Origin of the sequence: Massilia psychrophila, assembly GCF_002760665.1 — a bacterium.
Taxonomy (GTDB): Bacteria; Pseudomonadota; Gammaproteobacteria; order Burkholderiales; family Burkholderiaceae_D; genus JAFCUW01.
Window position 1 is genome coordinate 66,754 of the sequence record NZ_PDOB01000016.1, and the last position, 25,049, is coordinate 91,802.

The window sequence follows — 25,049 nt, forward strand, 5'->3', positions numbered from 1 at the left end:
ATGCAATCCATAACCATACTAGGCGCCACCGGTTCGATCGGTGCGTCGACCCTCGACGTGCTCGCCCGTCATCCCGATAAATACAAGGTCTTCGCGCTGACGGCCCACAGCCGGGTCGAGGCGCTGGCCGAGCAGTGCGCGCGGTTTCGCCCGGCGCGCGCGGTAGTCGGCAGCGCCGCGGCCGCGCGGCTGCTGTCCGCCCTGTTGAAAGAGCGCGGCGTGTGCTGCGACGTCGACTACGGCGAAGCGGCACTGTGCGAGGTCGCAGCCGCTGCCGAAACCGACAGCGTGATGGCCGCCATCGTCGGCGCCGCCGGCCTGGCGCCGGCGCTGGCCGCCGCCCGCGCCGGCAAGAAAATCCTGTTGGCCAACAAGGAAGCGCTGGTGATGTCCGGCCAGCTGTTCATGGACGCGGTGCAGCAGCATGGCGCTACCTTGCTGCCGATCGACAGCGAACACAATGCCATTTTTCAGTCGCTGCCGCAGTCGTACGCCCGTTCGCCGCAAGGCTGCGGTGTCGCCAAGATCCTGCTGACCGCGTCCGGCGGGCCGTTTTTGGCGCGCGCGGTCGAGACGCTCGAACACGTCACCCCCGACGAAGCGTGCAAGCACCCGAACTGGGTCATGGGCCGCAAGATCTCGGTCGACTCGGCCACGATGATGAACAAAGGCCTCGAAGTGATCGAGGCGCACTGGCTGTTCGGCGCTTCCGCCGCCCAGATCGAAGTCGTGATCCACCCGCAAAGCGTGATCCACTCGATGGTCTCGTACGTCGACGGCTCGGTGCTGGCGCAACTGGGCAACCCCGACATGCGCACCCCGATCGCCCACGCGCTGGCATTCCCCGAGCGGATCGAATCGGGCGTCGCCCAGCTCGACCTGACCGCCATCGGCACGCTGCAGTTCGACAAACCGGACTTCGCCCGCTTTCCCTGCCTGGCGCTGGCGTTCGAGGCGCTGGCGGCCGGCGGCACCGCGCCGGCCCTGCTGAACGCGGCCAATGAAGTGGCGGTGCAGGCCTTCCTGGACGGTCGCATCGGTTTTCGCGACATCGACCGCGTGATTTCCCGCGTCATGTTCGACCTCGAACACGGCGCCGCCAGCAGCATCGAGGCGGTGATGGCGCAGGACGCGCGCGCGCGCGGCGCCGCCGAAAAAATCGTCGCAGGAGTTACGAGATGACGCTGATCACCACCGTCCTGGCCTTCCTGCTCGCGCTCGGGCCTTTGATCATCTTCCACGAACTTGGCCACTACACGGTAGCGCGGCTGTGCGGCGTGAAAGTGCTGCGCTTTTCCGTCGGCATGGGCAAGGTCGTCTGGTCGCGCCGTTTCGGCCCCGACCAGACCGAATGGGCGGTGTCGGCCTTGCCGCTGGGCGGCTACGTCAAGATGCTTGACGCGCGCGACCCCGACGCCCCGGCGATTGGTCAGGCCGACCTGGGGCGCGAATTCACCCGCCAAAGCGTCTGGCGCCGCATCGCCATCGTCGCCGCCGGCCCGCTTGCCAACTTCCTGCTGGCGATCGCCATATTTACCGGGTTGTCGATGGCCGGCACGACCGAACCTTCGACCAGGCTGCGCGCCACCGCCGCCAATTCGGCGGCGTTCCAGGCCGGCCTGCGCGGCGGCGAAACCGTCACCGCGGTGAACGGCAAGGCGGTCGCCGGCTGGACCGAACTGCGCTGGGAAATCACGCAGGCCATCGTCGACAAGCGCGAGGCGCGCTTCGACGTCACGCAGCCGGGTGGCGGCCAGTTCGTTGCCGTGGTGCCGGCCTCGAAGCTGGCCGGCCTGAACGTCGAGAGCGACGTGCTCACCACCCTCGGGCTGGACATGGCGCGTCCGAAACCGGTCATCGAGAAGGTGATGGCGGACGGGCCTGGCGAACGCGCCGGGCTGAAAACAGGCGACCTGATTACCGCCATCGACGGCCGGCAGGTAGCTGACGGCATCGACGTGATCGACGCCGTGCGCGCCAGCGCCGGGCGGCCGCTGGCGCTGTCGATCCTGCGCGAGGGCGCCGCCCTGGTCGAGCCGATCGTGGTGCGGCCCGAATTCGATGCCGCCCGCAAGGCATGGGTGGTGAAGGTCGCCACCAGCATGGCGCCGCAGCTGGTCACCGTCGTCGCCGGCCCGCTGGAGTCATTTGGCAAGGCAGTCCGCAAGACCTGGGACACCAGTGTATTGAGCATCAAAATGATCGGCCGCATGATCAGCGGCGAAGTCTCGCTGAAAAACGTCACCGGCCCGATCACGATTGCCGACTACGCAGGACAGACCGCGCGCCTGGGTCCCTCGGTGTTTTTGGGCTTTATCGCGTTCATCAGCATCAGTCTAGGCGTGATGAATCTGTTACCAATTCCGATGCTGGATGGGGGGCTTTTGCTGTATTATTCGCTGGAAGTTTTGACCGGCCGCCCCTTGCCGGAGCGGATTGGAGCAATAGCACAACGCGCCGGCGTGGGCTTGCTGGTCATGTTGATGGCGCTCGCTGTTTTCAACGACGTCTCCCGGCTCCTGTAGTCAGGTTTCCCCGAACATGCATTAATCATGATTGAACATTGATTTAGCCAATGAAATTACATTCAGATCGTTTTGCACTGCCATCTTTTCGCCATAGCTTGATTGGCGCCGCCGTCCTCGCCATGTGCTCCGGCCAGGCTCTCGCAATCACCCCGTTCGTCGTCAAGGACATCCGCGTCGAAGGCATCCAGCGCACCGAAGCTGGCACCGTGTTCAGCTACTTGCCGGTGCGGGTCGGCGAAACGTTCGATGATGAAAAAAGTATCGCCGCCATCAAGGCGCTGTACGCGACGACCTTCTTCAAGGACGTTCGCCTGGAAGAGGAAAACGGCGTGCTGGTGGTGCTGGTCGAAGAGCGGCCCGCCATCTCCACGGTCGATTTCACCGGCACCAAGGAATTCGAAAAGGACGTGCTGGTCAAGGCGCTCAGGGAAATCGGCGTCGGCGAAACCAAGATTTTCGACAAGGCGTCGGTCGACCGCGCCGAGCAGGAACTCAAGCGCCAGTACCTGTCGCACGGCCTGTATGGCGTCAAGATCACCACCACCGTCACGCCCATCGAGCGTAACCGCGTCACCGTCATGTTCAACGTCGATGAAGGCGAGATCGCCCGCATCAAACGTATCAACATCGTCGGCAACAAGCGCTTTAGCGACAAGGAACTGCGCGAAATAATGGCCCTTAATACCAGCGGCTGGTTCACCTGGTATTCGAAGGCCGATCAGTATTCGAAGACCAAGCTGACCGGCGACATCGAGGCGCTCAAGTCGTTCTACCTGAACCGCGGCTACCTGGAGGCGAACATCGAGTCGACCCAGGTGGCGATCACGCCGGACAAGAAGGACATCTACCTGACGGTCAACATCTCCGAAGGCGAGAAGTACACCGTATCGAACGTCAAGCTCGATGGCGAGATGTTCGGCCGCGAGGACGAACTGAAGTCGTTGCTGCTGCTGCGCGCCGGCGAGACGTATTCGGGCGAGCTGCTCACCGAGAGCAACAAGCGCATCTCGGACCGCCTCGGCACCTTCGGCTACGCTTTCGCCAACGTCAACGCAAACCCTGAAATCGACCGCGATAAACGCCAGGTTGCATTCACTTTCTTCATCGATCCAGGCAAGCGCGCCTACGTGCGTCACATGAACATCGCCGGCAACACCACCACCCGCGACGAAGTGATCCGGCGCGAATTCCGCCAGTTCGAGGGCTCCTGGTACGACGGTAACAAGATCAAGGCTTCGCGCGACCGCGTCGACCGCCTCGGCTTCTTCAAGGACGTCACGATCGACACGCCGGAAGCACAGGGCACGCTTGACCAGGTCGACGTCAACCTGACCGTGACCGAAAAACCGACCGGTAACTTCCTGATCGGCGGCGCCTTTTCGCAGTCCGAAAAATTCACTTTTACGGCGTCGATCCAACAGGCCAACTTCGCCGGCAGCGGCAACACGGTCGGCATCGAACTCAATACCAGCCGTTACAGCCGCACCATTGCGTTCTCGCAGACCAACCCGTATTTCACCGACGATGGCGTCTCGCGCTCGTTCGAGGTGTACCTGCGTACCCAGCGACCGCCGGCGCTCAACGTCGGCAGCTTTACCGTCAAGCAGACCGGCACGCGCATGAGTTTCGGTGTGCCGTTCTCGGAATACGACACCGTCTTCTTCGGCGCCGGCCTCGAGCGCACCACCATCGATACCGATATCAGCAGTCCGACCGTGTACAAGAATTACGTGCGCCAGTTCACCGGCATTGCGAGTGGGGTCGGTAGCGCCAATACCAATTCGCTGCCGCTGACGGCAGCCTGGCAGCGCGACAGCCGCGACAGTGCGATCACGCCGACGCTAGGCCGCTACCAGCGCGCCAACCTCGAGCTCGACCTGGTCGGCAATTCAAAATACTACCGCGCGGTCTACGAGCAGCAGTGGTACCGTCCCTTGACGCGCTCGATCACCCTGGCCCTGAAGGGCGAGCTCGATTACGGCCGCGGCCTGCGCGGCACCAACTACCCGGTTTTCAAGAACTTCTACGGCGGCGGTATCGGTTCGGTGCGCGGTTACCAAAGCTCGTCGCTCGGCGTCGTCGACCCGGTCAACTTCGACGCACTCGGCGGCGCCAAGCGGGTGATCGGCAATGCCGAGCTGCAGATGCCGTTCCCCGGCGGCGGACTCGATCGCAGCCTGCGCTGGTTCGGCTTCGTCGATGGCGGCCAGGTCTACCAGGAACGCCAGAAGATACGCGCTTCCGAGCTGCGCTTCTCGGCCGGCCTTGGGGTCAGCTGGATTTCCCCGGTTGGCCCGCTCAAGTTGAGTTATGCTAAACCCTTGAACCCGAAGCCGGGCGACCGCCTGGAGCGCTTCCAGTTCCAGATGGGCACCGGTTTCTGATCCAAAACGCCTGTCGACTTTCCAGATTGCGGAGAATTATGTTGAAAAATCTGACTGCCTTGCTGCCCAGGGCGCTTGTCCTGGCGGCCTTCTGCGCCTGCCCGATGGCGCAGGCTCAGGCGCAAGCTCAGGTGCAAACCAGCGCGCCGAGCCGGATCGGCTTCGTGTTCACCGAGCGCCTGATGACCGAGTCGAAACTGGCGAAAACGGCGGACGCCAGGATCGAGGCCGAGTTTTCCAAGCGCCAGAAGGCGATCAAGGACATGCTGGCGCGCCTGAAGACGATGTCAGAGAAATTCGACGCCGACAACGCCGGTCTCGTCGAGCCGGAGCGCACCAAGCGTTACCGCGAGTTGGCCGAGCTGGAAAAAGACGTCCAGCGCACCCAGCGCGAATTCAACGAGGACTTACTGCAGCGTAAGAGCGAAGAGCGCGCCAATATCGCGCAAAAGGCGTACAAGTTGATCGAACTGATCGCCGAACAGGAAAAGCTCGACGTCGTGCTGCAGGAGTCGGCTTGGTCGAGCCCGCGGATCGACATCACCGACAAGATCATCAAGCTGCTCGACAAGTAACGACGTGACCGGCTTCGTGACCAACTTTCTGGCCAACTTCGTGACCATTCATTTCAGAACCGCCATCGTCGCCCTTGGACTGAGCGTTGGGCTAAGCTTGCTGGCAACTAAGGCCTGCGCGCAAGGCGGGCCGGGCCGGGTCGGCTTCGTCGCCACCGAACGGCTGTACGCCGATTCGAAACTGGCGAAGTCGATCGAGGCCCGCATCACCGCCGATTTTGCCAAGCGCGACAAATCGAACCAGGAGCTGTTCGCCCGCCTCAAGCGCCTGAGCGAGAAATTCGACAGCGACACAGAGGCCCTGGGCGAAGCGGAACGCACCCGGCGCGCGCGCGAAGTGCTCGACCTCGACAAGGAAGTGCAGCGCAAGCAGACCGGCTTTCGCGACGATCTCGAGCACCGCAAGGACGAGGAGCGCGCACTGATCGCCCAGAAGGCGGCGGCCCTGATCGGCAAGGTCGCCGAGCAGGAAAAAATCGACATCGTGCTGTTCCGGGACGTTCTATGGACGCGACCGGGCGTCGATATCACCGACAAAATCATCAGGCTGCTCGATCAGTAGCACCTGAACACATCGAACGGACAACCGGATGGGCACGCGACTGGGTCAATTGGTCGAACGCTTGGGTGGCCAGCTGGTGGGAGATCCTAACCTGGAAGTGACCGGGATCGCACCACTGGCCGACGCCGGCGTTTCCGACATCAGCTTTCTGAGCAATAGCAAACTGCGTGCGCAAGCGGGCGCCAGCGGGGCGGCGGCGATGATCGTCTCGCCGCTTGACGACGCCTTCGTCGCCGAGACGTACCGCGGCGCGCGCATCGTCAGCAACAACCCTTACGTGTATTTCGCCCGCGCCGCGCAGTTCTTCGCCGCGCTGGACGAAGTGGCGCCCGCGCCCGGCATCGACCCGTCGGCCAGCGTCGCCGCCAACGCCCGGGTCGACCCGAGCGCTCACGTCGGCGCGCACGTGACGATCGAGGACGGCGCCGTGATTGGCGCCGGGGCGGTGATCGACGCCGGCTGCTTCATCGGCCGCGGCGCGGTCATCGGCGAGCTTACCCACCTGTTCGCCAACGCGACCTTCCATGCGCGCTGCCAGATCGGCAAGCGCGGCATCATCCATTCGGGCGCCGTGATCGGCACCGACGGCTTTGGTTTCGCCAACGAGGGCGGCGTCTACATCAAGATCCCGCAGACCGGGCGTGTGATGATCGGCGACGACGTCGACATCGGCGCCAACACCTGCATCGACCGCGGCGCGCTGGCCGACACCATCATCGAAGATGGCGTCAAGCTGGATAACCAGATCCAGATCGGCCACAACTGCCGTATCGGCGCCCATACGGCAATGGCCGGCTGCGTCGGCGTGGCCGGCAGCGCGACGATCGGCAAATACTGTACCTTTGGCGGTGCCGCCATGGTGCTGGGCCACCTGACGATCGCCGACAAGGTGCATATCTCGTCGGGCAGCATGGTGTCGCGCTCGATCCTCGAACCTGGCCAGTACACGGGATTTTATCCGCTGGCGAAAAACGCCGAGTGGGAAAAAACCGCGGCGATCGTGCGCAACCTGGCCGCCATGCGCGAGAAAATCCGCGCGCTGGAAAAAACTATCAAGACCCTGACCGAACCTACAAAGCCTACAGAGAAGATATGAACACAACTGACAACAAGACCCTCGACATCTGCCAGATCAAGGCGCTGCTGCCGCACCGTTACCCGATGCTGCTGGTGGACCGCGTGCTGACGTGGGAAGCCAACAAGTCGATCACTGCCATCAAGAACGTTACGGCGAACGAGGAGTTCTTCAACGGCCACTTCCCGCACAAGCCGGTGATGCCGGGCGTGTTGATGATCGAAGCGCTGGCGCAAACCGCCGCGCTGCTGTCGTTCCTGACGATGGGCGTCTCGCCCGACGAGAATTCGATCGTGTATTTCGTCGGCATCGACAACGCCCGCTTCAAGCGCCCGGTGGGCCCCGGCGACCAGCTCAAGATGGACGTCGAGATCCTGCGCGTATCGCGCGGCATCTGGAAATACAAGGCGGTCGGCACCGTCGACGGCGCCATTGCGCTGGAAGCGGAATTGATGTGCACCATCCGCGGAACTAGCGACGCGAGCAAGCCGGCGGTGCAGTAACATGGCCCTGATTCATCCAAGCGCCATCGTCGATCCAAAAGCGCAGCTCGACAGCTCGGTCGAAGTCGGCGCCTTTTCGATCATCGGTCCGCACGTGAGAATCGGCGCGCGCAGCGTGATCGGCCCGCACGTCGTCATCGAAGGCCACACGACGATCGGCGAAGACAACAAGTTCTTCCAGTTCTCGTCGATCGGCGCCGCGCCCCAGGACAAGAAGTGGGCGGGCGAGGCGACCCGGCTCGAAGTTGGCGACCGCAACACGGTGCGCGAATTTTGCACCTTCAATACCGGCACCGTGCAGGACGCCGGCGTGACCCGGCTCGGCAACGACAACTGGATCTCGGCCTACGTTCACCTCGCGCACGATTGCCAGGTCGGCAGCAACACAATTTTTTCGAACAACGCGCAGCTGGCCGGACACGTCGTCGTCGGCGACTGGGCGATCCTGTCGGGCTACGCCGGCGTCCACCAGTTCTGCAAAATTGGTGAACATGCGTTTGTCGGCATGTATACCAGCCTGACCCAGGACGTGCCGCCGTTCGTGCTGGTGTCGGGCAACCCGGCCGGCGCGCGCGGCGTCAACATCGAAGGCATCAAGCGGCGCGGCTTTACCCGGCCGCAGATCGACGCCATCCGCACCGCCTATAAAACCGTGTACCGCTCCGGCCTGACGCTGGAAGAAGCGAAAGCGGCGCTGGCCGGGCAGGCGGCAAGCGAAGAGCTCGACGCCGATGGTGCGGCGCACGTGCGCGCTTTTTGCGACTTTCTGGAAACGGCCAGCCGTGGCATCGTCCGCTGACGCTTTGGCCAACGTCCCGGCCAACGCCACGGTCGCGCTGGTGGCCGGCGAAGTGTCGGGCGACATGCTTGCCGGGCGCCTGCTGGCAGGCCTGCGGGCGCGCCTTCCGGGGGCGCGCTTTCGCGGCATCGGCGGGCCGCGCATGATCGAGCAGGGCATGGTGTCGGAGCTGCCGATCGAGGCGCTGGCGGTCGGCCGGATGTTCGAGATCATCCCCCGTTACCGCGCCATCAAGGCAATCCAGACAGCGCTGCGCGAGCGCCTGCTGGCCGAACGGCCGGCGGTGTTCATCGGCGCCGATTACCCGCTCTTTAACCTCGGGCTGGAAATGGCGCTGAAAGCGGCCGGCATCCCGACGGTGCACTTCGTCAGCCCGCAGATCTGGGCCTGGCGCGGCGGGCGCATCAACAAAATCCGCAAGGCCGTGTCGCACATGCTGGTGATCTTCCCGTTCGAAGAAGAGATTTATAAAGCGGCCGGCGTGCCGGTCACCTACATCGGCCACCCGCTGGCCGAGATGATCCCGCTTCAACCTGACCAGGACGCGGCGCGCCGCGCGCTCGGCATCGCCGTCGATGCGCGCGTCGTCACCGTGATGCCGGGCAGCCGCATGGCCGAACTGAAGTACCTGGCCGCGCCGTTTGTGGGTGCCGTCAAGCTGCTCGCCGCGCGCGATCCCGGCCTGCGCTTCATCGTGCCGATGGCCGGCGAAAAGCAGCGCGCCCATTTTAATGAACTGGTGGCGCGGGCAGGCTTGGGCGACGTCGGCATCCTGCTGGTCGAAGGGCGCTCGCACGAGGCGATCTGCGCCGCCGACGCGGTGCTGGTGGCCTCTGGTACTGCCACCCTGGAGGTGGCGTTGTTCAAGAAGCCGATGGTGATCGCCTACAAGGTAATGGCGGCGTCATGGCACGTCATGCGCCACATGGGCTACCAGCCGTGGATTGGTTTACCGAACATCCTGGCGCGCGAATTCGTCGTGCCCGAACTGCTGCAACACGCCGCCACGCCGCAGGCGCTGGCCGACGCCGTCTGGATCCAGCTGAACGACGCGCCGAACCGCCTGCGCCTGGTGCAGCGTTTCACCGACATGCATCACAGTTTGCTGCGCAACAGCGCTGAGGAAAGCGCCGCCGCCGTCCTGCGCGTCATTCAAGCATCATCTTCATCACGCGCCTCACTATGACGAAAAAGAAAATCAATTTCTACCCGGGCCTTAAAAGTTCGCAGTATCCGTTCACCGAACTGGACGTCGTCTGCGGCGTCGACGAGGCCGGCCGCGGGCCGCTGGCCGGCGGCGTGTTCGCCGCCGCCGTGATTCTCGACCCGTGCCGCCCGATCGACGGCCTGCGCGATTCGAAAAAACTGAGCGCCGCGCGGCGCGACGAACTGGCGCCGCAAATCAGGCAGTACGCGCTGGCGTGGGCCGTCGCCGAATGCTCGCATGAAGAAATCGACGCCATCAACATCTTGCAGGCGACCATGCTGGCGATGAAGCGCGCGGTCGAAGCGCTTGCCATACTGCCGACCATCGCCCTGATCGACGGCAACCGCAGCCCCGTGATGCAGGTGCGCTGCCATCCGATCGTCGAAGGCGACGACAAGGTACACGCGATTTCTGCCGCGTCGATCCTGGCGAAAACGGCGCGCGATTGCGCCTTGGTGTCGCTGCACGAACTGTATCCGCAATACGGTTTCGACCAGCACAAGGGCTACGGCACCCGCCTGCACATGGAACGCCTGGCCGAACACGGCGCCTGTCCGGCGCACCGGCGCTCGTTCGCCCCGGTGCGCCGGGCCCTGGCCGGCCAGCTGATTACCCGGTCGCTGCCGCTCGACTTTGGCCTGGAGGAATCACGATGAAAACCATCACCTCGCGCGACAACCCGCTCTACAAGGAACTCAAACAACTGGCCGCCAGCTCGCAGGCGCGGCGCAAGGCTGGCCGCACCCTGCTCGACGGCGTACACCTATGCCAGGGCTACCTGACGCTGCGCGGCGCGCCCGTGCATTGCATCGTCGCCGACAGCGCGCTGGCGAATCCGGAAGTGCTCGATGTCGTCCGGCGCTGCGAGGACCTCCACGCCCATGTGACGGCGCTGCCGGACCCGCTCTACAACGCGGTGAGCCAGGTCGACAATGGCATCGGCCTGATGTTCCTGGTCGACGCCCCGGTGCGTGCGATTGCCGGCCCGTTGACGCAGTCGGCGGTCTTGCTCGACAACCTGCAAGACCCCGGCAACGTCGGCTCGATCCTGCGCAGCGCCGCGGCGGCCGGCATTACGCAGGTTTACTGCAGCGCCGGCACCGCCTTCTGCTGGTCGCCGAAAGTGCTGCGGGCGGCGATGGGCGCCCATTTCGTGCTCGAGATTTATGAGAACGTCGACCTGGCCGCGCTGGTGTCAAGCGCCACGGTGATGGTGCTGGCCACCAGCGGCTACGCCACACGGCGCCTGTACGACGTCGACCTGCGCCAGCCGGTCGCCTGGCTGCTGGGGCATGAAGGGCAGGGCGTGGCCGACGACCTGCTGGCCCTGGCCACTCACCAGGTGGTGATTCCGCACCTGGGCCAAATCGAGTCGCTCAACGTGGCGGCATGCGCCGCAGTGTGTTTTTTTGAGCAGTTGCGGCAAAATCAGGCGTAGACGCGGCTGGTTGCTACAGGTTAATCTTTCGTCTGGAGCATAGTGGAGTAATGATGGACATCGCGCATTTGCATTTTTTGGTGGCGGAAGCCGATCCGGCGCAGCGGCTGGCCATGGTCGACATGCTGGGCCGGCTCGGCGCCAGACAGGTCACCGAAGTGCACGACGGTCATACCGCCTTGCGTTGTTTCCAGGACGCGTTCACGCCGACGGTGAACGTGGCGATCATTGACCTTGCGCTGCCCGGCATGGATGGCCTGGAACTGATCCGCACGCTGGCGGCGATGAACTGCCGCGCGCGCCTGATCGTGGTCGGCGCGCAGACCGGCAACCTGATGTTTTCGGTTGAGACGATGGCGCAGGCTTACGGCTTCGACCTGCTTGGCACCATGACCAAACCGGTGTCGAACGCCAGGCTCGCTTCGCTGCTGGACAATTACACGCCGCCGGTGCTGGCGGCCAACCGTACGCCGAAAGGCCCCAGCTTCACGTTCTCCGAAGTCGGGATCGGCCTGCAGGCGCGCCAATTCGAGCCGTTTTTCCAGCCCAAGATCGAACTGCAAACCGGCCAGGTCAAGGGCTTGGAGGCGTTCGCGCGCTGGCGCCATCCGGAGCACGGCGTGCTGGGGCCGTCGGCTTTCATCGACGCGCTCGAACAGAACAACCGCATCGACTTCCTCGACTGGAGCATGATCGAAAAGTCGGTCGAGCGCTGCCGCCAGTTCCACGACCAGGGCATCCCGATCTCGATCTCGATCAACCTGGCGCCGGAGACGCTGGCCCATCCGGCCTTCATGCAGCAGATCGGCGCCTGCGTCAACCGCCACCGCCTGCTGCCCGACTACATCACCTTCGAGATGCCCGAATCGTCGGTACTGACCACCGACCCGAGTTTCGTCGAGCGGCTGGTGCGGCTGCGGATGGCCGGCTACGGCCTGGCGATCGACGACTACGGCACCGGCCGCTCCAACCTGCAGCTGCTGGCGCGCATTCCCTTCTCGGAACTGAAGATCGACCGCAGCTTCGTCGACGGCGCCTCGAAAAAACGCGCGCTGGGCACGGTGCTCAGTTCCTGCCTGGGACTGGCGCGCAGCCTGGACCGGATGTCGGTGGCGGTCGGCGTCGAGACCAAGCAGGACTGGGATTTTTTGCAGGGGTTGGGCTGCACCTACGCCCAGGGCTACCATATCGCGCGGCCGATGGAGGCCGATGCGTTTCCAGGCTGGCTGGAAGACTGGCGTTTGTTTTTTTAGATGTGACGGACCAGAGACATCCCGTGGGTAACAAAGAAGAACCGACGCCCGATCGCGCCTTGTCGCGGTTGCCGCCGACGCTGGCGCTTGATACCGGGTCGCTTGACGACGCGATCGCCAGAAAGCAGGCGCGCGAGCGCAAGGATGCGCAGGTACGCGGCGTTGCCTCGATCGACGCAATGCGCGAGGCGATCCGGCGTGCCGCCCGCGGTCTGCCGGCTATCTCCGTAGTGCCGCGCGTCGGCAAGCTCGATGCCGCGGCCTTTCGCGCGCGCGCCGCGCTCGGCCTGCCTTTCCTGATCACCGGCCTGGTCGGGCGCTGGCCGTTGTCCCAGTTCACGCCGCAGCTGCTCCACGAGCGCTTCGGCCACCTGCCGGTGCGCGCGCGGGTGGGCGACTACATCAACACCGCGTTCGCCGTCGACCGGGCGATGCGCGACATGTCGATGCGCGAGTATCTGGACCTTGTTTCGGACGGATCCGAATATCCGCCACCCTACCTGGGCAACCTGGAATTGCGCGAATTGAACAGCATGTGCCATTGGCCCGCATATTTCGACAAGATGGGCCCGCCGCGCTTCTGGATCGGCCCCGCGCGAACGGTGACGCCGCTGCACTGCGACTATGACGATAATATCTTCGCGCAGATATGGGGCAGTAAACGCATTTTCCTGTCGCCGCCGCACCACGGCGAATTTCTGTACACGAGAGAGGCGAACGCAATCCTGTTCGGCTCCCCGTTCGATCCGGAGGCGCCGGATTTCGAGAAATTCCCTCTGGCGTGCCAGGCATCGATGATCGAATGCCTCGTCGATCCTGGGGAGATGCTGTATGTGCCGGCGGGGTGGTACCACCAGGTGCGCGCGCTGACGTTTTCGCTTTCCGCCAACCGCTGGGCGAGGGCTGTGCCGTTTGCGTTGCAGGGCGATTCATCGCTGCGGCGGGTGGCGGAATAGTCAAAAGTTCCAGCAACAAGCCGGTGTCCCGGCTTCTTAAATTTTCGGCTCGCTGGTCGAACAGCGCATCCAGTGCCAAAGCGATGTCTGCTGTATTTTTTCCGGACGGCGCCGTAATGCCCGCGCCGCGCGCGGCAGCACCGTCACGCTGAACCGTGTCGATTACACCTCGATGACGAGATGCTGGCGAAACGCCGCCTGCTCGCCCTTGCTCAAGTAACCGAGCGGATTGGCGACCACCCGGCATGACCAGGCTTGATTGTTTTCGCGGCCCTGAACAAGGTAGTCGTTGGCGCAATGCAGGTGGCCGTGCATCCAGACGTCGACCAGCGGGAACAGCGCATCGAGGCTGTTGCAAAAGCCGGACGTGCTCGACGTCAGACCGTAACGCGGGTCGGCGCTTTGCAGACTCGGCGCAAAGTGCGTCACCGCGACAGTGACGCCGTCGAAGGGCAGGGCCAGCGCGGCGCGAAGCCAGGCCTGGCATTCCAGGGCCATCACGCGCAGTTGCTCGGCCAGCACCGGTTCGCCGGATGTCAACGTCGTGTTCTTTTTTAAATAGTAGTTGGCGGCCCGGTACGCCTTTTCGCGCTGCTGCATCTGCTTCGTCGCATCGTGCTCCTTGCCGACCAGCGCGTCGAAGTCGCTCCACAAGGTCGTGCCGACAAACCGAACGCGCCCGATCGTGACGGTTTCGCGCTCGAGCCAGGTGATGCCGAGACGCTCGCACGTGGCGCGCAGGCGAGCATACGTGTCGTCGAATTCAAGCGCATCGAACTCGTGGTTGCCCGGCACATAGAGGACGTTGGCGCACTGCGAGCCCGGGCCAAGCGGCGAAAACCGCTCCAGTCCAAAATCTTCGGAGCCGAGGCGCGAGCCCGGCTGATAGGAGCCGATGTCCCCGGCCAGGACGACGACGTCGGTGTCGGCCGCGATGTAGGGACGAAAATGGGGATCACGTTCGAGGTGAAGGTCGGAAAAGAGCTGTATGCGCATGGCAGTAGTATATAGCTCCGACGCTCAGCCGCGCCGGCGTCTTGTTTTGGACGTTCAGGCGGCGGCGCTGACGGCTTGGGCTTTCCCGGTAAGCGCGAGCATCAGCAGCGCCAGCGCGACCCCTAGCAGGGCCAGGCCGGTGGCCACCCATTGCGCCGATACGTAGGAGTAGCCGAGGCTCAAGGGAATGCCCCCCAGGAAGGCGCCGGTGGCGTTGCCGATGTTAAAGCCGGATTGGCCCAGCGAGGAACCGAGCATTTCGGCTCCCTTCGAATGCTCCATCAGCAGCATCTGGATCGGCGGCCCCAGCGCCAATGCGTTGGCGCCGGTCGCGAAGGCCAGTACCAGCATCGCCGGTTGCGAGGCGGCCAGCACGCCGTTCAGGAACAACAGCGTCGCCATCGTCACCAGGAGGATCAGGATGGCGGGCAGGGGCGCGAACTTGTCGGCCAGCTTGCCGCCAAACAGGACCCCGGTCGTCATTCCCACGCCGACAACGGTCATGATGATCGGGATCGTGCCCGCTCCGAAGCGGGTCACATCGCTCAGCAGCGGCGCGATGTAGCTGAACCAGGCGAAGAAGCCGCCGGTGCCGATCGCGGTGATGGCGATGGCCAGCCAGAGGCTGGGCTTGCGGAAGATGCGCAGATCCTGGCGCAAGCTGCCGCCAGGGTTGGGCGGGAACCACGGCACCAGCTTTTTCAGGCTGATGGCGGTGAGCAGCCCGATACCGGCAACGATGAGGAACACTGCGCGCCAGCTGAGGTTGTGGCCTAGCCAGGTGCCGAACGGCACGCCGAGCACGTTGGCCAGGGTCAGGCCGGCTAACATCGTCGCTACCGCCGCCGCACTCCTGCCTTCGTCGGCCAGCCGGCTGGCGACGACTGCGCCGACACCAAAGAAGGCGCCGTGCGGCAAGCCCGCCATGAAGCGCGACAGCATCATCAGGTGGAAGTTGGGGGCGAACGCCGACAGCGCGTTGAACACCGTAAAGATGAGCATCAGCCAGATCAGCACACTGCGCGGCGCCCGCTTGGCGAGCAGGGCCACCAAGGTCGGCGCGCCGACGACAACGCCGAGCGCGTAGGCGGAAATGAGATAGCCGGCCTGGGGAATGGTAATAGCCAGGCCGTGGGCGATGTCGGGCAGGATGCCCATCATCACAAATTCGGTCATACCGATACCAAAGCCGCCAAGGGCCAGCGGAACCAGGCTTTTTTTTATCAAGGTGGACTCGGGACGATAGAAGCGGATGCCGGAAGCGCCGGCGCGAGGGACCGCCACTATAGACGGTGATTGGCGGACAGTCCGCTTTCAAGTGGTGATGTCGGGTATTCGCTGGCCTGATAGCGCAAAGGGTCGCCGCGTGCGAGGGTGTCGCAAAACGTCAAATGGCCGTAATTATGATGTCGTCCTCGCACACGCGGGGACCCAATTTGCCCGATTAGTTGACCATCTTTTTAACGGACGAGGCCAGGCATTGTCGAGATTCGTGAAAAATTGGGTCCCCGCATTCGCGAGGACGACGTGTTAGTTGTGGCCATTCGTCTTTTTGCAACACCCCTCGGATGCGGGGACCCAATTTGCCCGATTAGTTGGCCATCTTTTTAACGGACGAAGCCAGGCATTGTCGATACTCTCGAAAAATTGGGTCCCCGCATTCGCGAGGACGACGTGTCAGTTGTGGCCATTCGCCCTTTTGCGACACCCGCATTCGCAAGGGCGACCCGGCCCCCGCGTGTTTCTGACTAGTAATCCCGGCGGTTCGGTTTGATCTCCTGCAAGACAGTGGTGGCGATTTCCTCGATCGATTTCGTCGTCGACGACAGCCAGCGGATGCCCTCGCGCTTCATCATCAGTTCCGCTTCGTTGACTTCGTACCGGCAGTTCTCGATCGATGCGTACTTGCTGCCGGCGCGGCGCTCGTGGCGGATTTCCGACAGGCGCTCCGGCGTGATGGACAGGCCGAAGATCTTGTCGCGGAACACCTGCAGCGACGACGGCAGCTTGCCGCGCTCGAAATCGTCGGGGATCAGCGGATAGTTGGCGGCCTTGATGCCGTACTGCATTGCCAGGTACAGGCTGGTCGGCGTCTTGCCGGAGCGCGATACGCCGACCAGGATGATGTCGGCCGACGCCAGGTTCTTGTGCGACTGGCCGTCGTCGTGGGCCAGCGAAAAATTGATCGCCTCGATGCGCGCCTTGTACTCCTGGCTGTCGACGATATTGTGCGAGCGGCCGATGGTGTGGGTCGACTTGACCCCCAGTTCCTGCTCGAGCGGCGCCACGAACGTCTGGATCAGGTCCATGTGCATGCCGCTGGCGGTGCGGATCACCGCCGACAAATCGGGCTTGACCAGGGTCGAGAACACGATCGGGCGCTGGCCGTCGGCGGCAAACGCCTCGTTGATCTTGCGGGCGGCGTCGTGCGCCTTGTCGATGGTGTCGATGAACGGCAAACGTATTTGGCGAAACCGCATGTCGAACTGCGAAAGGACGGCGTGGCCGAAGGTTTCCGCCGTGATACCGGTGCCGTCCGAGACGAAAAACACGGTGTGGGACGACGCCGGCATGGGAGGGCGGGATTCAATAGACATGGTTGTATGTGATGGGAGTTTGTTAAGTGCTGTAATAGTTTCAAGATTGTGGGCTGTAAATTGCCGGCGCACGCTGTAAAATGTTCTGTAACAGATTCAATTGTGCTGCACGAGCCCCAGAATAACAAGAAAACATGGTCGCCAGCCTCACGTGAAGATTTCTATCATCAGTAAGGATGTTTATTATGACAAGCTTGTCTAACGCAGCAATGCAGGACCCCATCGGGGCAACCGGCGGGGAGGCAGTCTATGTCGCCTCGTTCGACACCTTGCGCATGACCGATGTGGAATCGGTCGGCGGCAAGAACGCCTCGCTCGGCGAGATGATCAGCCAATTGGCCGGCGCCGGCGTGCGCGTGCCGGGCGGCTTTGCCACCACGGCTCAGGCGTTTCGCGACTTTCTCGATCACGCCGTCAATGGCGGCGCTTCGCTCGGCGACCGTATCGCTAGCCGCCTCGAAGGCCTGAACATCGACGACGTGCGCTCGCTCGCCGTCGCCGGCGCCGAGATCCGCAAGTGGATCGTCGAGACCCCGTTCCAGGCGCGCCTGCAAAAAGAAATCGCAGAATTCTACGATCGCCTGGTCGCCGATTCGAGCACCGAGATGTCGTTCGCCGTGCGCTCGTCGGCCACCGCCGAAGATTTGCCGGATGCGTCGTTTGCCGGCCAGCAGGAGTCGTTCCTGAACGTCGTCGGCATCGACAACGTGCTGGAAGCGATGAAGCACGTGTTCGCGTCGCTGTACAACGACCGCGCCATCTCGTACCGTGTCCACAAGGGTTTTACCCACGCCGAAGTGGCGTTGTCGGCGGGCGTGCAGCGCATGGTCCGCTCCGACCTGGGCGCCGCCGGCGTGATGTTCACCATCGACACCGAGTCCGGCTTCAAGGACGTGGTGTTCGTTACCTCGAGCTACGGCCTGGGCGAGACAGTGGTGCAAGGCGCGGTCAATCCGGACGAGTTCTACGTCCACAAGCCAATGCTCAAACTGGGCAAGTCGCCCGTCATCCGCCGCAACATCGGCTCCAAACTGATCAAAATGGAATTTACCAGCGAGGCGAAAGCCGGCCGCTCGGTAAAAACCGTCGACGTGCCGATCGAGATGCGCAACCGCTATTCGTTGACCGACACCGAAGTGGTGGAACTGGCCAAGTACGCCGTCATCATCGAAGATCACTACGGCCGTCCGATGGACATCGAGTGGGGCAAGGACGGCCGCGACGGCAAGATCTACATCCTGCAGGCGCGCCCTGAAACCGTCAAATCGCAGCAGAAGACCACCGACGCGCAGCAGCGCTTCAAGCTCAAGGGCAAGGGCACGGTGCTGACATCCGGCCGCGCCATCGGCCAGAAGATCGGCGCCGGTCCCGTACGCGTCATCAGCGACCCGTCGGAGATGGACCGCGTCCAGCCCGGCGACGTGCTGGTGGCCGACATGACCGACCCGAACTGGGAGCCGGTGATGAAGCGCGCGTCGGCGATCGTCACCAACCGCGGCGGGCGTACCTGCCACGCGGCGATCATCGCGCGCGAACTGGGCGTGCCGGCCGTTGTCGGTTGCGGCAACGCCACCGAACTGCTCAAGGATGGCGCATTTGTCACGGTGTCGTGCGCCGAGGGCGACGAGGGCATGATCTACGACGGCCTGCTGGAAACCGAAGTGTCGGAAGTGGCGCGCGGCGAACTGCCGCCGATCGACGTCAAGATCACCATGAACATCGGTAATCCGCAGATGGCGTTCGATTTCCAGTCGATCCCGAATCACGGCGTCGGCCTGGCCCGTCTCGAGTTCATCATCAACAACAACATCGGCGTGCATCCGAAGGCGATCCTCGAGTATCCGAACATCGACGCGGACCTGAAAAAAGCGGTCGAGTCGGTCGCCCGCGGCCACGCTTCGCCGCGCGCTTTCTATGTCGACAAGCTGGCCGAAGGCATCGCCACCATCGGCGCGGCATTCTGGCCGAAGCCGGTCATCGTGCGCCTGTCCGACTTCAAGTCGAACGAGTACAAGAAACTGATCGGCGGTTCGCGCTACGAGCCGGACGAAGAGAATCCGATGCTGGGTTTCCGCGGCGCGGCGCGCTACCTGGCGGCCGACTTCGCCGGCGCCTTCGAGATGGAATGCGCCGCCATGAAACGGGTGCGCAACGACATGGGCCTAACCAACGTCGAGATCATGGTGCCGTTCGTGCGCACTCTCGGCCAGGCCGAGAAGGTCATCAATTTGCTGAAGGCCCACGGTCTCGAGCGCGGCAAGGACGGCTTGCGCATCATCATGATGTGCGAAGTGCCGTCCAACGCGATCCTGGCGGAAGAGTTCCTCGAGTTTTTCGACGGCTTTTCGATCGGCTCGAACGACCTGACCCAGCTCACGCTGGGCCTGGACCGCGACTCCGGCATTGCGCTGCTGGCGGCCGACTTCGACGAGCGCGACCCGGCCGTCAAAGCGCTGCTGTCGCGCGCCATCAAGGCGTGCCGCGCGGCCGGCAAGTACGTCGGCATTTGCGGCCAGGGACCATCGGACCATCCCGACTTCGCCGCCTGGCTGGTCGAAGAAGGCATCGAGTCGATGTCGCTCAATCCCGACTCGGTAATCGATACGTGGCAAAAGCTGGCGTCGCTGAAGAAGTAATCGGCACAGCGGAATAAATAAAAACCCCGTTGCCTTCACTGGCAGCGGGGTTTTTTTACGTTAAAGCGAAATGGGGTCCGCGCCTTCGCAAGGACCCCATTTTCTCTACAAGTCGATCGACGCCGACAGCACCACGCTGCGCGGTGCGCCCAGCACCAGGTAGCCGGCGCCCGGGTAACCGCCGGCCGAGGCCCAGTGGTCCTTGCCGGTGGCGTTGTCGATCCGCGCGCGCAACGTCACTGCGCGATCGGCGAAGCGGGTGGCGTAGCTGGCGCCGAGGTCGAGGCGCCCCCAGGACGGCAGCTTCTGCAGGTTGGCGCCGTCGGCGAACTGGCTTGATGTGTAGACGGTGCGCGCATTCAGGGTCAGGCCGGGAACGCCGGCCGGGTCCCACTCGGCGCCGACATTGAACTGGGTGCGGGGTACGCCGATGGCATCGTTGCCCTGGTTGACGGCGCCGGCGGTGACGCGCTGCTCGGCGTCGAGCAAGGTCAGGCCGCCTAGCACGCGCACGCCGCGCAGCGGCGAGCCGAAGGCGGACAGTTCCAGGCCGCGGTTGCGCTGCTCGCCGAAGACGCCGAAATGGCGGTTCACTATGTAAGCGGACGGCTGCGCGGTGGCAAACAGGGCGGCGCTCATGCCCAGTTTGCCGGCGTCGTATTTGACGCCGATTTCCTTCTGGCGCGACGTGAACGGCGCGAACGTCGCGCCGGCGTTGTCGATGTTGGTGCCGGCGGCGACCGGGCCTTGCTGCAGGGCTTCGATGTAGTTCGCGTAGAGCGACACGCCAGGGGCCGGTTTGACCACCACGCCAAGAACCGGGGTGAGCGCGCTCTGGTCGTAGCGCGCGTTTTCGGCGCCGCTGGTGTAGTCGTAGCCGAAGTCCTTGATGCGCTGATGGCGCGCGCCCACGGTGACGCGCAGCTTGCCGGCGGCGAACGAGAGCGTGTCGGCCAGCGCGTAGCTCGACAAAATACTCTTGTGGGTAAGCAGCGGATTGGCCAGGCTGCCGCCGGTGTAGAAGTCGGCGGCTGGGGCGGCGACGTCGACCGGGCGGTACAGGTTGGTGGCGAAGCCGCTGAAAAAATCGCTCATCGCATAGGCGTTGCGCGATTTTTGCGCGAAGTCGGAAAGCGTGGCGCTGACCGTATGCTTGACCTGGCCGGTGGCGAAACTGGCGCGCACGCCCACTTCGCCGGTGCGCACCTTGTCAAAGCGCGCGTTGTCGAAGCGGACCATGAACGCGTCGCCGTTGGCGCGCGTGATGGTCGGCGCGGCCAGGATGTTCGCCTCGTCGCCGGAGCGCGCGCCCAGCGCGGCCCAGGCCACCGCATCCTTGGCCAGGTCGACTTCGCCGCGCAGGGTGGCGAAGGTGTCGCGCTCGCTTGAGCGGGTCCAGCGCTGCGCCCAGTTGCTGCGCGCGCCTGGTGCGGCCAAGACGTCGAGGCCGGCGCCGACGGTCACGCTGGGACGCGGCGCCTCGAGCTGGTGGTCCTGGTAGCCGATGTCGGCCGAGACGCGCAAGTTGCGGCCCCGGTGGTCGAACCCGAACGCCAGCACACTCAGGTCGCGCCCCTCGCGCGCCACCGGGGTGTCGCCGCTGCGGCGCACCGCGTTGACGCGCAGCCCGCTGCTGTTGCCAGGGCCGAAGCGGCGGCCGACATCAACGGCGGCGTAGGCCTGGCCGGCGCCGTCGACGCCGACGGTGAGCTGGGTCAGCGGCGTATTGGCGGCGCGCTTGGGCAGCAGGTTGATGGCGCCGCCGACGCCGCCGCCGCCCGGCGCGGCGCCGTTCAGAAAGCTGCTGGCGCCGCGCAGCACTTCGACCCGTTCGAGCAATTCGGAGGCGACGAACTGGCGCGGCAGCAGGCCGTACAGTCCGTTGTAGGCAAGGTCGTCCGAGTTGACGGCAAAGCCGCGGATCACGTACAGCTCCTGATAGTTGCCGAAGCCGCGCGCGACCCGCACCGATGGATCGTTCTGCAATACGTCGGCGACGCTGCGCGCCTGCTGGTCCTGGATCAGCGCCTGGGTGTAATTGGTCGTGTTAAAAGGCGTATCCATCATGTCGACGTTGCCAAGCAAGCCCAGGCGCCCGCCGCGGGCCACCTGGCCGCCAGCGTAGGCACGCGGCAAACCCTGTGCCGAAGCGTCGGCCGAGGCGCTGATGATGACCGTGGGCAGCGCTTCAGCATCGACGGGGGGCTGGGCGTGCGCGCCGGCGCCGGCGAGCAACAGGGCGGCGAGCGCTATTGGGGAAAGCGGAAAGTGCGGCGTATGCATGGCGTGCCATCCTGTGAATGATAATTGTTCTCATTATGCCCACCACGCTTGTGTTTGTAAATGAGAACGATTATTATTTACATTCCTTCACGCCGCCAATCCCGATGACTTCTTCCACCGTGCGCCGCTGGGCCTGGATCCATAAATGGAGCAGCCTGGTATGCACCCTGTTCATGCTGCTGCTTTGCATCACCGGGTTGCCGCTGATCTACCACCACGACATCGTGCACCTGCTCGGCAACGATGCCGCCGCGCCGCGCATGGCGCCCGGTACGCCGCGGGCCGGCGTCGACGAGGTGATTGCCGCCGGCCGGGCGATGTATCCCGACAAGATCATGATGTACATGTCGCAGGAAGTGGACGAACCCGACATATGGAACCTGACCCTGGGCGATAATCCGACCGATCCGAACTACAAGCCGATCGCGGTGGATGCGCGCAGCGCCCGCGTGCTGGCCGAGCCGGCCTTCGAGGGCGGCGCCTTCATGTCGCTGATGTTTCACCTGCATGTGGACCTGTACGCGGGCGTGCCGGGCAAGCTGTTTCTCGGGCTGATGGGCCTGCTGCTGCTGGTGGCCATCGTCTCCGGTGTGGTGCTGTATGCGCCGTTCATGCGCAAGCTCGATTTCGGCACCGTGCGCCGCGACCGCACCAGGCGCCTGAAGTGGCTCGACCTGCATAACCTGCTCGGCATCGTCACCCTGGTGTGGGCGCTGGTGGTGGGGGCGACCGGCATGATCAACACCTGGGCCGAGCTGCTGCTGAACGTTTGGCAAACCACCGAGGTGGCAGAGATGCTGCGGCCGTACCAGGGCATGGCGCCGGCGCCGGCCACCGCGTCGGTCCAGCTGGCGGTGGCGCGCGCCGAAGCGGCCGAGCCGGGCATGAAGGTCGCGTTCGTCGCCTTTCCCGGCACGCCGTTCAGCAGCACCCACCATTACGGCGTCTTCATGCGCGGCGACACAGCGCTGACCGCGCGCCTGTACAAACCGGTGCTGGTCGACGCCCAGAGCGGACAGGTGACCGATCGCCGCAGTCTGCCATGGTATCTGGTGGCGCTGCTGATGTCGCAGCCGCTGCATTTTGGCGACTACGGCGGCGCCCCGATGCAGTTTCTGTGGGCGCTGTTCGATGTCGCCACCATGATCATGCTGGGCAGCGGCTTGTACCTGTGGGCCAGGCGCGCCAGGGCTGCCAAGGCCGCGGCGCAGGCCGGCGCCAGCCTGGAGGCGGCATGAAGCTATGGGGCATGCCAATCCTGCTGGGGCTGCTGACCGCGGCCGGCCTGGCCGGTGCCCTGGTCGGCGAGGGCGGGTGGGACGACCTCGCCGCGCTGGCGCTGGCGGTACCGGTCGCGGTGGGCGCATGGCACGCGCTGCGACGGCTTTCCGGAACGAAAGATTGACTCCCTGGCAAAACAGGCTAGACTGAAGCTATTGGAATATTGGAAAAAATAGCCATCGAAACTCTTCACACTGCAACAAGAACCCTCGTCGCCTCTTGCCGGTCACGGGGGTTTTTGTCTTCTGAATTACCGGCCACGATTTCAATCGAAGGGAACTGACATGGCGGACTGGATCAATTGGCTGGTGGCGGCCGGCGTGCTGGTGGCGCTCGAACTGTTCATCGGCACTTTTTACCTGTTGATGATCGCGATCGGGCTCGGCTTCGGCGCGCTCGCCGCTTTGGCCGGCTTGAGCGGGGCGGCGCAAACCGTCGCCGCCGCGCTGGTCGGCGTGCTTGCCACGGGCCTCTTGCACCGCAGCCGCTTCGGCCGGCCGGCGCGCGGCAATCCGGCGCGCGACCCGAACGTCAACCTCGACATCGGCCAGCACCTGCGGGTCGAACAATGGCAGGGTGGCCAGGCCCGGGTGATGTACCGCGGCGCCTTGTGGGACGTCGAACTGGGGCAGGGCGCGCAGCCGCAGGCAGGCGTTTTCAAGATCGTCGAAGTGCAGGGCAGCCGGCTGATCGTCACCGGCGCCTGATGTAAGAAAATCAAAAAATCCAAAAAAAGGAAAACAATGGAATTCAATTTCGGAACGGTGGCGCTGGTGGTGTTCGTGGTGGCGATGGTATTCGTGTTCAAGACGATCAACGTGGTGCCGCAGCAGCATGCGTGGGTGGTCGAGCGGCTCGGCAAATACCATGCGACCTTGGCGCCGGGCCTGAACATCGTGGTGCCGTTCATCGACCGCATCGCCTACAAGCACATCCTCAAGGAGATCCCGCTCGACGTGCCGCCGCAGGTCTGCATCACCAAGGACAACACGCAGCTGCAGGTCGACGGCATCCTCTATTTCCAGGTCACCGATGCGATGCGCGCCTCGTACGGTTCGTCGAACTATATCGCCGCCATTTCGCAGCTGGCGCAGACCACGCTGCGTTCGGTGATCGGCAAGATGGAGCTCGACAAGACGTTCGAAGAGCGCGACCACATCAACACGACGATCGTCAACGCGATCGACGAGTCGGCCGCCAACTGGGGCGTGAAGGTGCTGCGCTACGAGATCAAAGACCTGACGCCGCCAAAAGAAATCCTGCACGCGATGCAGGCGCAGATCACCGCCGAGCGCGAAAAGCGCGCCCTGATCGCCGCCTCCGAAGGGCGTAAGCAGGAGCAGATCAACATCGCCGACGGCGAACGGGCGGCGGCAATCGCCCGCTCGGAAGGCGAGAAGCAGGCCCAGATCAACCGCGCCCAGGGCCAGGCCTCGGCGATCGTCGCGCTGGCCGAGGCCAGCGCCACCGCGCTGCGCCAGATCGGCAGCGCCATCAACGAGCCGGGCGGCCAGGATGCGGTCAACCTGCGGGTCGCCGAAAAATACGTCGATGCCTTTGCCAACCTGGCCAAGACCAACAACTCGATCATCGTGCCGGCCAACCTGGGCGAAATGAGCGGGCTGATCGCCAGCGCGATGCAGATCGTGAAAGCACAAAAGTGAATTCAGACGGTGCGCAGGCTGGCTGCGGTAATGACCTTCAAGGGCAAGGCCGGCTGCTACCTGCGATGTTAAATCCAATTAATTTTATTCACTTGCAAACGCGACCGACCAGGCCGGCGCTGTTCGCCCTGCTGTTCATGGCCGTGCATCCGTTCGCGCTGGCTCAACATCGGCATGATCGTCGCCACGATGCTTACTGTCCCGTATTACCTGTGGCGCAGCCGGCCGCGAATAATGAAAAACGTCTGGCGTGCCAATAAAAGCTTGCTGTTGTTCCTGGTCCTGTTCGGAATCTTATGCGTCCCAACCTGT

23 protein-coding genes are annotated in these 25,049 nt (G+C 63.9%); 19 read left to right on the forward strand and 4 right to left on the reverse strand.

What is annotated here, in order from left to right; all coding sequences use genetic code 11:
* From ispC to CR103_RS11980, 13 genes are all read left to right on the forward strand, one after another.
* Positions 1–1,182 carry a 1-deoxy-D-xylulose-5-phosphate reductoisomerase gene (gene ispC, locus CR103_RS11920; protein WP_099916198.1) on the forward strand — a complete coding sequence of 394 codons (1,182 nt, stop codon included), beginning with the start codon at positions 1–3 and terminating at the stop codon, positions 1,180–1,182.
* Positions 1,179–2,525 carry an RIP metalloprotease RseP gene (gene rseP, locus CR103_RS11925; RefSeq protein WP_099916199.1) on the forward strand — a complete coding sequence of 449 codons (1,347 nt, stop codon included), beginning with the start codon at positions 1,179–1,181 and terminating at the stop codon, positions 2,523–2,525. Before ispC ends, rseP begins: the two co-directional genes overlap by 4 nt.
* A 50-nt stretch (positions 2,526–2,575) precedes the next feature.
* Positions 2,576–4,912 (forward strand): outer membrane protein assembly factor BamA, encoded by a 2,337-nt coding sequence (gene bamA, locus CR103_RS11930; RefSeq protein WP_099916200.1) that lies wholly within the window; start codon positions 2,576–2,578, stop codon positions 4,910–4,912.
* Positions 4,913–4,950: 38 nt separating this feature from the next.
* Positions 4,951–5,487, forward strand: a complete 537-nt coding sequence (locus CR103_RS11935; RefSeq protein WP_099916201.1) for an OmpH/Skp family outer membrane protein — start codon at positions 4,951–4,953, stop codon at positions 5,485–5,487.
* Between the two features lie 97 nt (positions 5,488–5,584).
* A complete protein-coding gene (locus tag CR103_RS11940; RefSeq protein WP_229443025.1) occupies positions 5,585–6,049 on the forward strand; it encodes an OmpH/Skp family outer membrane protein in 465 nt (154 codons plus the stop codon).
* A gap of 28 nt (positions 6,050–6,077) precedes the next feature.
* Positions 6,078–7,145 (forward strand): UDP-3-O-(3-hydroxymyristoyl)glucosamine N-acyltransferase, encoded by a 1,068-nt coding sequence (gene lpxD / locus CR103_RS11945; RefSeq protein WP_099916202.1) that lies wholly within the window; start codon positions 6,078–6,080, stop codon positions 7,143–7,145.
* A complete protein-coding gene (fabZ, locus tag CR103_RS11950) occupies positions 7,142–7,627 on the forward strand; it encodes a 3-hydroxyacyl-ACP dehydratase FabZ (RefSeq protein WP_099916203.1) in 486 nt (161 codons plus the stop codon). The genes lpxD and fabZ overlap by 4 nt, the downstream gene beginning before the upstream one ends.
* A gap of 1 nt (position 7,628) precedes the next feature.
* On the forward strand, positions 7,629–8,426 hold the full coding sequence (gene lpxA / locus CR103_RS11955; RefSeq protein ID WP_099916204.1) for an acyl-ACP--UDP-N-acetylglucosamine O-acyltransferase: 798 nt from the start codon (positions 7,629–7,631) through the stop codon (positions 8,424–8,426).
* The gene (lpxB, locus tag CR103_RS11960; RefSeq protein ID WP_267873992.1) at positions 8,410–9,612 is read left to right on the forward strand and encodes a lipid-A-disaccharide synthase; all 1,203 of its coding nucleotides are present in this window, start codon (positions 8,410–8,412) and stop codon (positions 9,610–9,612) included. The genes lpxA and lpxB overlap by 17 nt, the downstream gene beginning before the upstream one ends.
* Complete coding sequence (gene rnhB, locus CR103_RS11965; RefSeq protein ID WP_099916206.1) at positions 9,609–10,289, forward strand: ribonuclease HII; 681 nt, start codon at positions 9,609–9,611, stop codon at positions 10,287–10,289. The genes lpxB and rnhB overlap by 4 nt, the downstream gene beginning before the upstream one ends.
* Positions 10,286–11,071 carry a TrmH family RNA methyltransferase gene (locus CR103_RS11970; RefSeq protein ID WP_099916207.1) on the forward strand — a complete coding sequence of 262 codons (786 nt, stop codon included), beginning with the start codon at positions 10,286–10,288 and terminating at the stop codon, positions 11,069–11,071. Before rnhB ends, CR103_RS11970 begins: the two co-directional genes overlap by 4 nt.
* 53 nt (positions 11,072–11,124) lie before the next feature.
* Positions 11,125–12,324: an EAL domain-containing response regulator gene (locus CR103_RS11975; protein WP_099916237.1), complete on the forward strand. Its 1,200-nt coding sequence runs from the start codon at positions 11,125–11,127 to the stop codon at positions 12,322–12,324.
* Between the two features lie 23 nt (positions 12,325–12,347).
* Positions 12,348–13,280: a cupin-like domain-containing protein gene (locus tag CR103_RS11980; protein ID WP_370659437.1), complete on the forward strand. Its 933-nt coding sequence runs from the start codon at positions 12,348–12,350 to the stop codon at positions 13,278–13,280.
* A gap of 162 nt (positions 13,281–13,442) precedes the next feature.
* On the opposite strand, the gene CR103_RS11985 is transcribed toward CR103_RS11980, so the two are convergent.
* From CR103_RS11985 to ppsR, 3 genes are all read right to left on the reverse strand, one after another.
* On the reverse strand, positions 13,443–14,276 hold the full coding sequence (locus CR103_RS11985) for a metallophosphoesterase (RefSeq protein ID WP_099916208.1): 834 nt from the start codon (positions 14,274–14,276) through the stop codon (positions 13,443–13,445).
* A 54-nt stretch (positions 14,277–14,330) separates the two neighbouring features.
* Positions 14,331–15,503, reverse strand: a complete 1,173-nt coding sequence (locus tag CR103_RS11990; protein WP_099916209.1) for an MFS transporter — start codon at positions 15,501–15,503, stop codon at positions 14,331–14,333.
* Between the two features lie 521 nt (positions 15,504–16,024).
* Positions 16,025–16,873: a posphoenolpyruvate synthetase regulatory kinase/phosphorylase PpsR gene (gene ppsR, locus CR103_RS11995; RefSeq protein ID WP_099916210.1), complete on the reverse strand. Its 849-nt coding sequence runs from the start codon at positions 16,871–16,873 to the stop codon at positions 16,025–16,027.
* A 209-nt stretch (positions 16,874–17,082) separates the two neighbouring features.
* Between ppsR and ppsA the strand changes: the two genes are divergently transcribed.
* The gene (gene ppsA, locus CR103_RS12000; RefSeq protein WP_099916211.1) at positions 17,083–19,509 is read left to right on the forward strand and encodes a phosphoenolpyruvate synthase; all 2,427 of its coding nucleotides are present in this window, start codon (positions 17,083–17,085) and stop codon (positions 19,507–19,509) included.
* A gap of 105 nt (positions 19,510–19,614) precedes the next feature.
* Here the strand turns inward: ppsA and CR103_RS12005 are convergent, their stop codons facing one another.
* On the reverse strand, positions 19,615–21,792 hold the full coding sequence (locus tag CR103_RS12005) for a TonB-dependent receptor (RefSeq protein ID WP_099916212.1): 2,178 nt from the start codon (positions 21,790–21,792) through the stop codon (positions 19,615–19,617).
* A 104-nt stretch (positions 21,793–21,896) separates the two neighbouring features.
* Here CR103_RS12005 and CR103_RS12010 point away from each other — a divergent pair, with 104 nt between their 5' ends.
* The 5 genes from CR103_RS12010 to CR103_RS22065 all read left to right on the forward strand — a co-directional run bounded on the left by CR103_RS12010 (position 21,897) and on the right by CR103_RS22065 (position 24,997).
* Positions 21,897–23,030 (forward strand): PepSY-associated TM helix domain-containing protein, encoded by a 1,134-nt coding sequence (locus tag CR103_RS12010; protein WP_099916239.1) that lies wholly within the window; start codon positions 21,897–21,899, stop codon positions 23,028–23,030.
* A complete protein-coding gene (locus CR103_RS22670; protein ID WP_180279362.1) occupies positions 23,027–23,197 on the forward strand; it encodes a hypothetical protein in 171 nt (56 codons plus the stop codon). The genes CR103_RS12010 and CR103_RS22670 overlap by 4 nt, the downstream gene beginning before the upstream one ends.
* 160 nt (positions 23,198–23,357) lie before the next feature.
* Entirely contained in the window at positions 23,358–23,780 is a 423-nt protein-coding gene (locus tag CR103_RS12015; RefSeq protein WP_099916213.1) for an NfeD family protein, read from the forward strand.
* Positions 23,781–23,816: 36 nt separating this feature from the next.
* Positions 23,817–24,737, forward strand: a complete 921-nt coding sequence (locus CR103_RS12020; protein ID WP_099916214.1) for an SPFH domain-containing protein — start codon at positions 23,817–23,819, stop codon at positions 24,735–24,737.
* On the forward strand, positions 24,734–24,997 hold the full coding sequence (locus CR103_RS22065; protein WP_143752584.1) for a hypothetical protein: 264 nt from the start codon (positions 24,734–24,736) through the stop codon (positions 24,995–24,997). The genes CR103_RS12020 and CR103_RS22065 overlap by 4 nt, the downstream gene beginning before the upstream one ends.
* Positions 24,998–25,049 lie beyond the last annotated feature (52 nt).

What these genes read in the sequence shown, in the direction of transcription:
- rseP (WP_099916199.1), top strand. Translation starts at nt 1,179, where the DNA reads ATGACGCTGATCACCACCGTCCTGGCCTTCCTGCTCGCGCTCGGGCCT.
- CR103_RS11970 (WP_099916207.1), top strand. Translation starts at nt 10,286, where the DNA reads ATGAAAACCATCACCTCGCGCGACAACCCGCTCTACAAGGAACTCAAA.
- ppsR (WP_099916210.1), bottom strand. Translation starts at nt 16,873, where the DNA reads ATGTCTATTGAATCCCGCCCTCCCATGCCGGCGTCGTCCCACACCGTG.
- bamA (WP_099916200.1), top strand. Translation starts at nt 2,576, where the DNA reads ATGAAATTACATTCAGATCGTTTTGCACTGCCATCTTTTCGCCATAGC.
- ispC (WP_099916198.1), top strand. Translation starts at nt 1, where the DNA reads ATGCAATCCATAACCATACTAGGCGCCACCGGTTCGATCGGTGCGTCG.
- CR103_RS12015 (WP_099916213.1), top strand. Translation starts at nt 23,358, where the DNA reads ATGGCGGACTGGATCAATTGGCTGGTGGCGGCCGGCGTGCTGGTGGCG.
- CR103_RS11975 (WP_099916237.1), top strand. Translation starts at nt 11,125, where the DNA reads ATGGACATCGCGCATTTGCATTTTTTGGTGGCGGAAGCCGATCCGGCG.
- lpxA (WP_099916204.1), top strand. Translation starts at nt 7,629, where the DNA reads ATGGCCCTGATTCATCCAAGCGCCATCGTCGATCCAAAAGCGCAGCTC.
- CR103_RS12010 (WP_099916239.1), top strand. Translation starts at nt 21,897, where the DNA reads ATGACTTCTTCCACCGTGCGCCGCTGGGCCTGGATCCATAAATGGAGC.
- CR103_RS12005 (WP_099916212.1), bottom strand. Translation starts at nt 21,792, where the DNA reads ATGCATACGCCGCACTTTCCGCTTTCCCCAATAGCGCTCGCCGCCCTG.
- CR103_RS12020 (WP_099916214.1), top strand. Translation starts at nt 23,817, where the DNA reads ATGGAATTCAATTTCGGAACGGTGGCGCTGGTGGTGTTCGTGGTGGCG.
- CR103_RS11985 (WP_099916208.1), bottom strand. Translation starts at nt 14,276, where the DNA reads ATGCGCATACAGCTCTTTTCCGACCTTCACCTCGAACGTGATCCCCAT.
- ppsA (WP_099916211.1), top strand. Translation starts at nt 17,083, where the DNA reads ATGCAGGACCCCATCGGGGCAACCGGCGGGGAGGCAGTCTATGTCGCC.
- CR103_RS22670 (WP_180279362.1), top strand. Translation starts at nt 23,027, where the DNA reads ATGAAGCTATGGGGCATGCCAATCCTGCTGGGGCTGCTGACCGCGGCC.
- CR103_RS11935 (WP_099916201.1), top strand. Translation starts at nt 4,951, where the DNA reads ATGTTGAAAAATCTGACTGCCTTGCTGCCCAGGGCGCTTGTCCTGGCG.
- fabZ (WP_099916203.1), top strand. Translation starts at nt 7,142, where the DNA reads ATGAACACAACTGACAACAAGACCCTCGACATCTGCCAGATCAAGGCG.
- lpxD (WP_099916202.1), top strand. Translation starts at nt 6,078, where the DNA reads ATGGGCACGCGACTGGGTCAATTGGTCGAACGCTTGGGTGGCCAGCTG.
- rnhB (WP_099916206.1), top strand. Translation starts at nt 9,609, where the DNA reads ATGACGAAAAAGAAAATCAATTTCTACCCGGGCCTTAAAAGTTCGCAG.